This is a genomic window from Burkholderia sp. AU27893 (genome assembly GCF_002223205.1).
GTDB lineage: Bacteria > Pseudomonadota > Gammaproteobacteria > Burkholderiales > Burkholderiaceae > Burkholderia.
This window is the reverse complement of record NZ_NKFD01000004.1, coordinates 2,506,738-2,518,953: the sequence shown is the minus strand read 5'-3', so window position 1 is coordinate 2,518,953 and position 12,216 is coordinate 2,506,738. Positions and strand designations below refer to the sequence as shown.

Annotated in this window: 9 protein-coding genes and 1 pseudogene; all 10 read left to right on the top strand. The window is 61.8% G+C overall.

Annotation, left to right across the window (positions count from 1 at the left end; all coding sequences use genetic code 11):
- Nucleotides 1–24 precede the first annotated feature (24 nt).
- On the top strand, nucleotides 25–192 hold the full coding sequence (locus CFB47_RS41360; protein WP_179259007.1) for a hypothetical protein: 168 nt from the start codon (nucleotides 25–27) through the stop codon (nucleotides 190–192).
- Nucleotides 193–629: 437 nt separating this feature from the next.
- On the top strand, nucleotides 630–1,301 hold the full coding sequence (locus CFB47_RS31185) for a response regulator (protein ID WP_089463339.1): 672 nt from the start codon (nucleotides 630–632) through the stop codon (nucleotides 1,299–1,301).
- A 166-nt stretch (nucleotides 1,302–1,467) separates the two neighbouring features.
- Nucleotides 1,468–4,476, top strand: a complete 3,009-nt coding sequence (locus CFB47_RS31180) for a hybrid sensor histidine kinase/response regulator (protein ID WP_089463338.1) — start codon at nucleotides 1,468–1,470, stop codon at nucleotides 4,474–4,476.
- Nucleotides 4,477–5,051: 575 nt separating this feature from the next.
- Nucleotides 5,052–5,621, top strand: a complete 570-nt coding sequence (locus CFB47_RS31175; RefSeq protein ID WP_089463604.1) for a fimbrial protein — start codon at nucleotides 5,052–5,054, stop codon at nucleotides 5,619–5,621.
- A 114-nt stretch (nucleotides 5,622–5,735) separates the two neighbouring features.
- Nucleotides 5,736–6,476 carry a molecular chaperone gene (locus CFB47_RS31170; RefSeq protein ID WP_373453162.1) on the top strand — a complete coding sequence of 247 codons (741 nt, stop codon included), beginning with the start codon at nucleotides 5,736–5,738 and terminating at the stop codon, nucleotides 6,474–6,476.
- 88 nt (nucleotides 6,477–6,564) lie between these two features.
- On the top strand, nucleotides 6,565–9,234 hold the full coding sequence (locus CFB47_RS31165; RefSeq protein WP_089463337.1) for a fimbria/pilus outer membrane usher protein: 2,670 nt from the start codon (nucleotides 6,565–6,567) through the stop codon (nucleotides 9,232–9,234).
- 212 nt (nucleotides 9,235–9,446) lie between these two features.
- Nucleotides 9,447–10,397 carry a fimbrial protein gene (locus CFB47_RS31160; protein ID WP_179259006.1) on the top strand — a complete coding sequence of 317 codons (951 nt, stop codon included), beginning with the start codon at nucleotides 9,447–9,449 and terminating at the stop codon, nucleotides 10,395–10,397.
- 218 nt (nucleotides 10,398–10,615) lie between these two features.
- Nucleotides 10,616–10,840: pseudogene (locus tag CFB47_RS31155) on the top strand (integrase core domain-containing protein); the annotation flags it as partial.
- Nucleotides 10,841–11,018: 178 nt separating this feature from the next.
- Nucleotides 11,019–11,216: a hypothetical protein gene (locus tag CFB47_RS31150; RefSeq protein WP_089463335.1), complete on the top strand. Its 198-nt coding sequence runs from the start codon at nucleotides 11,019–11,021 to the stop codon at nucleotides 11,214–11,216.
- 303 nt (nucleotides 11,217–11,519) lie between these two features.
- Nucleotides 11,520–12,047, top strand: a complete 528-nt coding sequence (locus CFB47_RS31145) for a CS1 type fimbrial major subunit (RefSeq protein WP_089463334.1) — start codon at nucleotides 11,520–11,522, stop codon at nucleotides 12,045–12,047.
- Nucleotides 12,048–12,216: the final 169 nt, after the last annotated feature.

Genomic DNA, 12,216 nt, shown 5'->3' with positions numbered 1-12,216 from the left:
GAAGAGGGGAAGACCGTGCGCTACATGGTGAAAGTCTTCGTGATGCTGCTTGATTTCGCTACGCTTCCCGAGAAGTCCCGAAAGGATTTTCTCGGCAAGATCAACGAATTCCTGATCATGTCGCCGCTACAGCGGCGGCGTGCGATCAGCGAATGGAGGCAGGAGGTAGAGGAGCGGGACGAATCGAGCTAGCGCGTAGACAGTAACGACGATCCGGGCACGGCGGCACGCGTCGTTGCGGCGGTGCGGGATCGTGCAACGGCGGGGTATCGGGCAACGGGGCGTTGCGGCCAGGGAAATCGCCGCATGTGTCGCCTTGCGCCGCGCCTCGCTTGCGAGCGGCACCAGCCGCGGCCGGCATGCGGGTCGGCGCCGCCAGATCGCTGGCGCCGCGGTGCGCCCATGCCGATCGTACCGCTTGCCCGCGAGGTACCGTCGGGCGTGACGTGGCATCGGCCTTGCGGCCAATGCTTACGGTATTCGTCGCGTTTTATCTTAAAATCGAGTCGCGCTTGCATTCTCCGATGTGTCGAAGCGACGGATCAGTCGCTGGATGAACCGGAACGGCGGCCCGCCTCTTGCGGCTGCCGGCGGGTGCGCGATCGAAAGCCTCGGGGAGAACAGGGACGATGGATGAATTCTTTGTGCGTGTGATGGTGGCCGATGACCACCCGTCATCCGCGATCGGGATGTCGCAGGCGCTTGCCGAGAGCAGCACGATCCGGCTCGTTGGCTCCGTGTCCAACTCGACTGATCTCGTGGCCGCGCTCGACGAGAAGCCGAGCGACGTGCTCGTCGTCGACTACGTGATGCCTGGCGGCAAATTCGGGGACGGGCTCGTGCTGCTGGCGTTTCTGCAGCGCCGCTATCCGGCGCTGCGCCTCGTGACGATCACGATGATCGACAATCCGAGCGTGCTGCATGCGATCCGCAAGCAGGGCGTCGGCTGCATCCTGAGCAAGTCGGACGCGATTTCTCACCTCGTCGGCGCAGTGCACGCGGCGTATGTCGGCGCGAACTATCTGTCGCCGCATATCAAGCAACTGCTGGAGTCCACGGGTACGTCGGACGCGGCCCGCCCGCTGACGACGCGCGAAATCGAGGTGGTGCGGCTGTTCGGCGCCGGCTATACGGTGGGCGAGATCGCCGTCCAGCTGCACCGCAGCAAGCAGACGATCAGCTCGCAGAAAACCAGCGCGATGAAGAAGCTCGGTATCGTGCGCGACGCCGACCTGATCCGCTATGCCGGCGAAGGTCAACTGCCGGACGAGTCGGCCGATACGCCGGCCGCGGGCGAATAAGCGGTTTGCCGAACCAGGATTCGCGCCGTCGCGTGCCGGCGATCGTATCGCGCGGCACAGGACGATTCTCAGCCCGTGCATGCGCGTATCGGTCGGCCGCGCATGGTGTCACGCAATCGTGTGTATCTGCCGCCGCGTTTCCGGCTGGCGCCACCGACAACCCCCCATGCCTGCAAAACTGAAACGACTTTTCGCGCATGCGGCCGCGGGCCGCAAGCCGTTCGATCCGGGCCGAGTGAGGCGGCAGCAGCAGGTGCTGCTGTACGGCGGCGGGAGTGCGGTGACGGCGTTCGTCCTCGTGTGCGCGGCGCTGGTTGTCCGGCTCGACGTGCAGGACAGCCTGGGGCAGGCGCGGTCGACGTTTCTCCAGCGCGAGGCCGAGTTCTACGCGAACCTGCAGACAGTGGATCGGGTGCTGGCGACCTTCGGAACCCGGACGGAGCTGCTGTGGAACCAGGGGGCACGGCCGTCGACCGACGCGCTTCGGGGCTTCTCTGCCGGGCATGGCAGGCTGGTTGCCGCCACGATTGGCGGCGGGGAGCCGTTCTTCGCGATGGCTGAAGTCACGGCGGCTCGGCCGGCCGAATCGTATGCGCGATATCTGGGGGCGCTGCTTCCGCAAGCCGATCGTGGCTTGAGGTATGCGCCGCGTCCCGCGGAGGCGGAGCCGATTGGCGGTTACCTGATCGGGTTGGACAGCCCGTTTCTCGGCGTGGTGGGTGCGGGGGTCGTCGCGCGCGCGCGAACGCTGCCGATCGATACGGACTTGCAAGCGCTGATCGCTCGCCTGATGCCGACCGGTGCGACGAAGCAGAAGCCGGGCATGCATGGCGGCACCTACTCGCTCGATCGCCGTTACGACCCGATCGTCGGTCGCACCGTCGTGCGGTTCGCGCGCCGGCTCGACGACGCGGCCGGTCGCCCGTTCGGCTGGTTCGTGTTCAACGGCCTGTTCCGTCTCGACGACATCCTGTCGCCGCAGTCCGGCGACGAGGACGTGGCGATCGTGGACGCACGCGGCAGCATCGTCGTGGGGCGGCAGCGCGATCCGGCGATGATCGAAGGCGCGTTGAACGACACGCGCGCTTCATCCGGCGGGCATGTCGTCGTGCGTCGCGTCGGCACGCGATTCGTCATCAGCGACCGGTTGCCGGATTCCGACCTCGCCATGGTGACGACCTTTTCGTGGCGAAGCGTGGCGAGGGCGACCGCAGTCGGCGTTGGCACGGCGCTCGCGGCCGCGCTGTTCGCGATTGCGGCGCTGTGGATCGCGATCGTCATGTTCGACCGTCGCGCGCTGCGCCCCGCGAACCGGCGCGCGATCCGCCTGATCGAAAGCGAGGCGTTCAACCGCACCCTGATTCGCACGGCGCCGGCCGGCTTGCTGCTGCTGTCCGCGGCCGACGGCGAGACGATGGTGCGCAACGACGCCGCGCTCGCTTACGACGAAGACGTATCGGGGCCATCGCTCGGCAAGCGCATCTGGCATGCGTATCGCGAACGGTATCCGGCCGGCGCGGGAGAGCGGCGCTTCGTGATGCAGCAGGAGCTGGCGGTCGAGCATGCCGAACGGGGCACGACGTATCTGGCGGCGCATATCGTCCGCACCAAGTTCCGCGGCGCCGACGTGCTGTTGTGCACGCTGACCGACGTCACCGCGCGCAAGCTCACCGAGGACAAGCTGCGCGAAGCGCGCGCGGCCGCCGACGACGCGAACAAGGCGAAATCGACGTTCCTCGCGACGATGAGCCACGAGATCCGCACGCCGCTCAATGCGATCGTCGGCAACCTGGAGCTGATGGAACGGGCCGATCTGCCGGCGGTCGAGCGGCGTCGCCTGGAGACGATCGCCTCGTCGTCGGATGCGCTGCTGCGCACGATCAACGACGTGCTCGACCTGTCGAAGGCGGAATCGAACCAGATGGCGCTGGAGCACATTCCGTTCGATCTGCGGCGCGTGCTGCGGGACGTCGCGGCGATCTTCCGGCCGCTTGCCGAAGCGAAGGGGCTGGTGCTCGACTGCCATCTCGCGGCGGAGCTGGCCGACGGGTACGTGGGCGACCCGACGCGGTTGCGTCAGCTCGTGTCCAACCTCGTCGGCAATGCGATCAAGTTCACGGAGCACGGCATGGTCACCGTCGGCGCGCGGCTCGTGCGCAGCGGCGCCGGCGCCGGCTGTGTCGAGATCGGCGTGCGCGATACGGGCGTCGGCATTCCGGGCGAAGCGCTGCCGACACTGTTCGACGTCTACATGCAGGCCGATCCGTCGATCTATCGCCGCTTCGGGGGCACCGGGCTCGGGTTGCCGCTGTGCCGCCGCATCGCGCGGCTGATGCATGGCGAACTGACGGTCGAGAGCCAGGAGGGCGAGGGATCGACGTTCACCGCGATGCTGCCGCTGACCGAGGCGCCGGCGGGCTGGCGGGGCGCCGAACCCGAACTGGATGCCGCGCACGCCGCGCCAATCCCGGACCGGCATGAGGGCGCGGAACCGCTGCGCGTGCTGGTGGCCGAGGATCATCCGGCCAGCCGCGCGCTGCTGCGCGATCAGCTCGACGCGCTCGGCCACGACGCGACGATCGTCGAGAACGGGATGGAGGCGATGCGCGCGTACTTCGCACAGCCGTTCGACGTCGTGCTGACCGATCTGAGCATGCCGCAGCTCGACGGTTTCGCGTTGGCGAATTTCCTGCGCGAGCAGGGTGCGCAGGTTCCGGTGATCGCGATGACCGCGCACGCGACCGATGAAGACAAGCGTCGCTGCGCGCAGGTGGGCGTTGCCGAGGTGGTGATCAAGCCGTTGTCGATCGACAGTCTCGATGCGGCGCTGCGGCGGCACGGCAGTCGCGAAGGCGCGGCGGCCGATGCGATGGATGCCGGCGTGCGTGAGGCCGTGCCGGTGATGACTGGCGAAATCAGACGGACTTTGCGCGAGGCCACACTGCGCTCGCTGGCTGTGATCGAGACGGCGGTATCCGCGGGCGACACGGATTCGCTCCGGGTCGAGCTTCATTCCATGCGCGGCGGCTTTGCGCTGGCCGGCGAGAGCGCCGCGCGTGACGCATGCGCGGAGATGGAGGTCGTGGTGAACACCGGCGGCGCGGTGGCGTTCGAGTCGCGCTGGCCGGCATTCCGGCGTACGTTGGAGCAGGCGGTCGCGCGAATTGATCGTTGAGGTAGAGGGGCGACGCCACGGACCGCCGCGATACACCCCGTTCGAGGATTAAAAATAGCCGTAGATAAATCGGGTGACGGTCGATTTAATTTAAAGAAAATGAGTGTATTGCGTAGGGGCGGCCACGGTGACGTGGAGTCCCCTCCCGCACGATCGATGTAATTAATGTTCGAGTCGATTGAAGTAGTCTGATTCGAGTTGATCCTCCGGAAGCACCAACCGTATCCATCGGCGAACCCACTGAACCGGGCCTCGCCCAGGTCTACTCTGTGGTAGCTCGGCACAGCCGACGCATCTTGAGCGTTTTCCCTTTTTGCAGCGACCCCAACGACGCCGCGAGCACCGGAGCGCGTGGTGTTGCTCGCGCTAAGGAGCCTACGCGATGCGGCGCTCTGATGGATGGTCGGAAGAAATTGAAAAGAAAGATTAAATAAATTTAGTACAAGTACTAGTGATTATTTTTGTTATTTAGGACTTGTTTTATGGTTTGTGACTTTGTTGAAGGATAGTATTTGTCCAACTCTGATGAAGAGTTATTTGACTGATTTAAGCGGAGAAAATTTATGGAATGCAACATGACGAAAATCACCGTCGCAGCAGCGCTCGTGCTGGCAGCGGGTGGCGCAATGGCATCCGACGGCACCATCAACTTTTCGGGCTCGGTGGTCGCATCGACCTGCCAGGTCGATAGCGGCACGAAAGATCTGACGGTGAAGATGCCGCGGGCAGCGTCCAGCCAGCTGACCGCCCAAGGTTCCACGGCAGGTCGTACGCCGTTCACGCTGAAGCTGTCGGGTTGTACGACGGACAAGGATGGGACCGCCGCGCCGGTGAAGAAGGTTTCGGTGTCGTTCGAGCCGGGCCCGAACGTGAACATCGCGTCCGGCCGTCTGAAGCCGACCGGCGCCGGTACCGACGGTGTGGCAAGCGGTGTCGAAATCGGCATCCTGAACGATAAGTTCGAACCGATCAAGATCGGCGCGGAAAGCTCGGCACAGCAGGTGCAGACCGTCGATATCGATACCGCCGTCGGCGGCACGGGTTCCGCGACGCTGCAATTCGCGGCTCAGTATGTCGGGACGGGCGCCGCGATCAAGGGCGGCAAGATGGACTCGTTCGTTACGTATTCGCTGATGTACCCGTAAGCATTCGGTACGCCGAATGAGGCGTGTCGGCTGCCGGAAGGCAGCCGGCACATGAGTTTTTCGAGGTCGATACAACCTGACTTTAATTCGGACTGCAAATAAAGAGGAGATGAGATGAAGATGAACCGTCCGTATGGGATCTTGCTGATCCTGATGTCCATGCTGTTCTGCGCGAGCGTTCAGGCGAGTGTGACGTTGTCGGGCACGCGCGTCATCTTTGCCGGCAGCGAGAAGGAAGTCACGGTTCAGCTAACCAATGACGGCAACCTGCCGGCCCTGGTCCAAGTATGGATCGACAAGGGCGACGAACGCGCATCGCCCGACTCGATCGACGTCCCGTTCGTGATTACACCGACGGTTTTCCGCGTCGAGCCGGGCAAGGGCCAGACGCTGCGTGTCATTCATTCGGGCGAGCCGCTGCCGGCAGACAAGGAATCGCTGTTTTGGCTGAACGTGCTCGATGTGCCGCCCAAGGCGTCGACGAGCGACGACCTCAATCGCCTGCAGTTCGCGTTTCGCACGCGAGTCAAGCTGATGTACCGCCCAGACGGGCTGCGGGGCAACTCGCTGGATGCGCCGGGGAAACTCAAATGGACCCTCGCAACCGACAGCGAGCAGCGCACCGTGCTGAATGCGACCAATGAGACGGCGTACGTCGTCAACCTCTCCGGTATCGCGCTGAAGTCCAGCGGCAAGACCTTTGAAGCCGAGCTCGGCTATGTGCGGCCGGGCGAAACCGCGACGTTCCCGCTCAAGGGCGTGGCCCGCGCCGAACTCGACGGCGGAACGGTCCTGTACAGCAGCGTCGACGATTGGGGCAGCAATCACGGCCACGAAGCGCAGGTTTCGAAATAAGGCAGCGAGGGCAGGGCGTCCTTGTGGCCGGGGCCAGTCTGCGCAATTCATGTAATCAAACAAAGCAACATACGAGAACGGACGAATAATGGAGTGGCAAAACACAAGTGTGCGGGCAAAGAGCAGGCCAAGGCTGAAGCCCATTTGCGCGTTGCTTCTCACGATCATGGCCGGTTGGCAGGAAGTGTCGCGCGCGGCCCAGGCCGATGCTGGCGCGACGATTCAGCTCGCCGACGCCGGGACGATGCAGGTCGCGCAGACCGAATTCGCGCAGGTCGAATTCGAGAGCGGTTTCCTGCGCAACGGCGGCGGTGCGATCGATGTATCGCGCTATCAGCGCGGCAACGTCGTCCGCGCCGGGGCATACAGCCCGGACATTTACGTCGACGGCAACTGGGTCGGGCGCGCCGAGCTGCCGTTCAGGTCCACGCCGAATACGGTCGACGCGCAGCCGTATTTCGACAAGGCGCTGCTGAATCGCATTGGCGTCGACCTGACGCGCCTTCCGGCAGATGTCCGTGCGGCGCTCGATGAGCCCGGCACCAGCCTGCGCATCGGCCAGGTGATCCCGGAGGCGTCCGTCAGCTTCGACTTCAACAATCTGCGGCTGGACCTGAGCATTCCGCAGATTTCGCTGCAGCGTACGGCGCGCGGCTACGTGAGCCCCGATCAGTGGAGCGAGGGCGTGCCCGTCGCCATGCTCGGGTACAACGTCAATGCGTACCACTCGCGTGCCAGCGGCCAGAAGGGCGGTACACAGGGTTACGTCGGGGTCGACGGCGGGTTCAATTATCAGCGCTGGCATTTCCGGCACAATGGCTCGTTCAATTGGGACGACCGTGGTCAGCGCAAGTACCAGAGCGCGTCGACTTATGTGCAGCGCAATCTCGCCGCGTGGTCGTCGCAACTCGTCGTCGGCGATACGTACACGACCGGCGACCTGTTCGATTCGACGTCGTTCCGAGGTGTGCGCGTGTATACCGACGACCGGATGTTGCCGGAATCGCAGCGCGGCTATGCGCCCGTCGTGCGGGGTGTCGCGAACACCAACGCGAAGGTGACGATTACGCAAAACGGCGTGAAGCTGTACGAGACGACGGTCGCGCCCGGCGCGTTCGTGATCGACGACCTGTATCCGACCGGATACGGCGGCGATCTGCACGTGGCGGTGACGGAAGCCGACGGCTCCGTGCGGACGTTCTCGGTGCCATACGCGTCGGTGCCGATGTCGCTGCGCCCGGGGCAGAATCGCTACAGCTTCACGGTCGGCACCGTACGCAACCTGACCAACACGAAACCGTTCTTCGCGCAGGCGACCTGGCAGCGCGGCTTCACGAACATGCTGACGGGCTTTGGCGGCGTGACGGTAGCGCAGGACTACCTGTCCGCGATGGCCGGTGCGGTGCTGAACACGTCATGGGGCGCGTTTGGCGTCGACGTGACGCACGCGACGACGAAGATTCCGAACGAGCAGACTCATTCGGGGCAGAGCTTCCGAATCAGTTATGCGAAGACGGTGGCGGCGACCGGCACGAACGTCGCGATTGCCGCTTACCGTTATTCGACGAACGGCTTCTTCGGGTTGAACGACGCGATGAGCGCGCGCGACCTGGCGAAGGGCAATGTCACGTCGGAGGCGCTCTATCGCTCGCGCAATCGTGCTTCGCTGACGATGAGCCAGCAGCTTGGCGAGAAAGGCGGCAGCGTCAACGTCACCGCGTCGACTGCGACGTACTGGAATCGCAAGGGTTCTAACACCGATTTCACGGTCGGTTACAACAACTCGTTTCGCAACCTCTCGTACTCCGTGTCGGCATCGCGGCAACGTGATGCGTGGGGCGAGTCGAGCACGCTGATCTATGCGGGGCTGTCGGTTCCGCTTGGCAGTAAACGACCGGCGACGCTGTCGACGAACTTCAACTACGATTCGAGCGGTGCGACCCAGGTATCGACGAACCTGTCCGGTTCGCTCGGCGCGGACAGCAACCTGTCATACGGCGTCAACGTCAACCACGGCGCCGGATCGGCCAATGCGCAGACTAACGGCGGCGCGAACATGATGTATCGCGGTTCGAAAGCGGAGCTGAGCGGCAGCGTCAGCGCGAGTAAGGACTACCAGCAGTACTCCGTCGGTGCGCGCGGCGCGATCGTCGCGCATCGCGGCGGCGTCACGCTGTCGCTGCCTTTGTCGGAGACGTTCGCGATCGTCGAGGCGAAGCATGCGGAGGGTGCACGCATCACCAATGCATCGGGCGTGCGCGTGGACGGCAACGGCTACGCGATCGTGCCGTACCTGTCGCCGTTCTCGATGAACGATGTGTCGCTTGATCCGAAAGGACTATCGACGGACGTCGAATTGAAGGAAACGAGCCAGCGTGTCGCGCCGTTGTCGGGCGCGGTGCCGATGCTGGTCTTCAAGGCCGATTACGGCCGCTCGGCGGTGATTCGCGCACGGCAGGCCGATGGGGCGCCGGTGCCGTTCGGCGCGGTCGTCACGGACAGTGACGGCAAGGATGTCGGCGTGATCGGTCAGGGCGGCAAGCTGCTGGCGCGTGGCCTTGCCGAGCAGGGGGAGCTGAATGTGCAGTGGGAGAAAGACGAAGGCAAGGGCAATTGCAAGATCGCGTATTCGCTGCCGGTGCGCAAGCGGGCATCCGGTTATCAGCCGCTTCAAAGCCTCGAATTGCCATGCGTGGCGGGGGGCGCCGCTCAGTATGCTCCGCCAGTATCGAAGGTGACCACGCGCCCGGCGACGTGATGTGTCCAGGTGCGTAAGTGCATATCCGGTTATCAGCCGCTGCAAAGTCTTGAGTGGCCATGCGTGGCTGGGGGCGTCGCCGACTACGCGCCGGCGATATTGAAACCGAAAGTACACCCGGAGACTTGGCGCCTTTTAAGTGGTCAGTGGTATGAATGCGCCTCGTATATTTTTCAATAATCGCGGTGCTTGGAAATATGGATGATGGATCGATGAAGAAAATCTTTGTCTTGGTTTGGCTGCTGGTCGCATCGTTGAAGGTGTATGCGGTTTCGTGCTGGGATTACAGGTCGGGAGCGATGTCGGATGTGACCGAGCTTCCGGTTAATCTATATGTGCTGGCATCGACTCCGGATGGGACTACCATATGGGGATCCGACTTGATATCGAGGGAGATTTATTGTCGGTCAAGTGTGAAAGAGGTTATTTCTCTTTGGGTTAATCCGGAAAAGAAGGATCTCGCTTCCGGTGCGGAGGTCGCCTTAGAGTTTAATGGAGTTGTTTACTCTCAATCTTCCGGGGCTATTAGTTCCGGTAATAAAACGGGTAATTGTAGTACCTCCGAATGCAATGTGAGATTTTCTTTGTCTTACAGATTGATCGTTCGGCGAAAAGGGGCTGCGCCCAGTTCTGGGCTGGCAAATATTTCAAATTATTCGGTATTTCAGATTGATGGCGAAGGTGGATTGAATGGTGCTCAGAATCAGAATTTCCGCCATAAAATAAATGGATCTGTCAAATTTACTCGTGGTGTCTGCGCGATACGTGCCGGTGACGAAAATAGAGTCATTTCGTTGAAGCCGACATTGCTTACAAAGCTTCCCGGGGTTGGAGGGGCGGTCGGTCGGATGCCATTTTCACTCGGACTGGTGAATTGTGATGAAGGTGTCAAGGGCGCGACGTTCTCATTCAGTGGAACCCCCGACTCTGATAACAAAAATGCCTTCAAGAACGACGGTACGGCGAAAGGCGTTGCTATCTATCTCGGGAATGTAAATTCTGGTGCAGTCATCACACCTTCAGGTGCGGGAAGCAGTGTGGTTTCAGAAGTCAGTTCCAGTTCAACCGTGCTGAATCTTTACGGTGAGTATGTTGTGACACGCGATCCGGCTACAGCGGGAACGGTCAAGTCGACAGTGATTTTTACCGTCTCTTATCAGTGATTAGGCGTAGGGTGAAGCGATCCTTATAATGCTTCGGCACTCCGTCGAGATGTACTCGGTAAGGAGGCCGATACATCGACCTCGGAGTGGTCGGCTTGCCAGCCGACCGTCAAAAGGAGCTTCTATGGAATTGACGCGGGGCAACTATTATTACGCGTCGAAGGTGCAAATTGGCAGGCGGTACGCCGATGGCGAGACTTCCCGCGTCGGGAAACAACCTCTTGACGCTTCACAGCCTTCATGGTGCGCCTCGTTACTTGCGTTCAGACAACGGCCGAGAGTTCGTATCGCGGACCATCCTGAAGTGGGCGGCGCACAACGGCATGAACATGGCGCTCAGCGAGCCCGGCAAGCCTTGGCAGAACGGCGCGGACGAGGGCTTCAATGGCAGGTTCCGAGATGAATGCTTGAGCCTTGAATGGTTTCGAACGCGCACGGAATCCGGCTGGCGCGATGCGAGGCCACGCTGCGCTCGAGGGCTGCGATCGAGGCAGCCGTGTCCGTCGGCGACACGGATTCGCTCAGGGTGGAACTATATTCCATGCGCGGCGGCTTAGCGCTGGCCGGCGACTGAGTGGTGCGACGGCGTTCGAATTGTATTGGCCGGCATTCCGGCTGGAGATGGTGCATGCGCTGGAGCGGATCAACCGTTTGGGTGGCGCGCTGGTCGTCGCGCATCCTGCCGAATATGGCGTGATGAAATCCGCCCGGATGCGACTGAAATTGATCTGGCGCGCAATCAGGTGGCAGTTGTTTCATTTGAAGAAGAAGTTTGCCGTCCGTGGATGCAACGCGATTGCACGGCCCCGGGACGCGTGATCGAATCGTGCCCCCGACGACCGGACTGGCGACGGAGACGGCCTCCGGTTACCTGCTGTAGCAGTACCGGCATGGATGAAAATATTAAATTATCTCAAAATCAAAGAATTTGGGTTGATAGATTTTTAATTTCATACTCGTCCTAGATGTTTTGGCGAGATGATGGGGGGTCGTCCTATCGATCGCCGGTTGTTGCTCATCGAAAATGCCGTCCGTGGAATTTGTCTTCCACGCGTTTGAATACTGATTTTATTAATCTGTATTCGATCTCCGTAAATCAATATTTTTAATTGAGATCATTCGATGAAACTCAGCAAACTCGTTCTGGCAATGGGCGTCACCGCGGCGCTGTTCGGCATGGCACATACGGCACAGGCCGACACGGTGTCGAAGAAGGTCACGCTGACGGCCCAGATCAACGACGGCATCTTCGTGTCGAAGCCGGACGGCACGACCTGGTACACCACGGAAGAACTCGCGGCGACCGACTACACGCAAACGAAGTTCGCGACGTCGCTGCCGGTGCGCGTGTGGTCGAAGAACGCCAGCTTCAACGTTTCGCTGGCGCAGCCGCTGAAGTTGTCGAGCGGCAAGTACGAGATGAAGAACGCCAAGGTCATGATCGGCAGCACGGCGGGCGACGCCGAAGTCAAGTTCGGCGCGGTCCAGAAGGTCACGCAGACGGTCGCGGGCAACGGTGGCTACGATGAAGTCCATGACGTGAAGATCAATGTCGAAGCCCCGACCAAAGTCGGCACGCTGAGCACCAACGGCAGCTACAGCGGCGATCTCGTGATGGTGTTCGAGCCGGTTGCCGCATCCGGCAGCTAATCAGCCATTCGGCTTTCGTCGAGTTGCGAAGCCCACTTGGGTGGGCTTCGTCCTTCCTTTTTAAATACCGGGATTGCGTCGCCGATGTTCAGGCGGAGTGTTGATCCGCGTTTCGTTTACATCAGAAAGAGGGTGGCGTGATCGACTATCGAGCTCCATTTTCGTTCAA

Coding starts and splice junctions, on each gene's coding strand:
- CFB47_RS41360 (WP_179259007.1), top strand. CDS start 25: ATGGTGAAAGTCTTCGTGATGCTGCTTGATTTCGCTACGCTTCCCGAG.
- CFB47_RS31185 (WP_089463339.1), top strand. CDS start 630: ATGGATGAATTCTTTGTGCGTGTGATGGTGGCCGATGACCACCCGTCA.
- CFB47_RS31180 (WP_089463338.1), top strand. CDS start 1,468: ATGCCTGCAAAACTGAAACGACTTTTCGCGCATGCGGCCGCGGGCCGC.
- CFB47_RS31175 (WP_089463604.1), top strand. CDS start 5,052: ATGACGAAAATCACCGTCGCAGCAGCGCTCGTGCTGGCAGCGGGTGGC.
- CFB47_RS31170 (WP_373453162.1), top strand. CDS start 5,736: ATGAAGATGAACCGTCCGTATGGGATCTTGCTGATCCTGATGTCCATG.
- CFB47_RS31165 (WP_089463337.1), top strand. CDS start 6,565: ATGGAGTGGCAAAACACAAGTGTGCGGGCAAAGAGCAGGCCAAGGCTG.
- CFB47_RS31160 (WP_179259006.1), top strand. CDS start 9,447: ATGAAGAAAATCTTTGTCTTGGTTTGGCTGCTGGTCGCATCGTTGAAG.
- CFB47_RS31150 (WP_089463335.1), top strand. CDS start 11,019: ATGGTGCATGCGCTGGAGCGGATCAACCGTTTGGGTGGCGCGCTGGTC.
- CFB47_RS31145 (WP_089463334.1), top strand. CDS start 11,520: ATGAAACTCAGCAAACTCGTTCTGGCAATGGGCGTCACCGCGGCGCTG.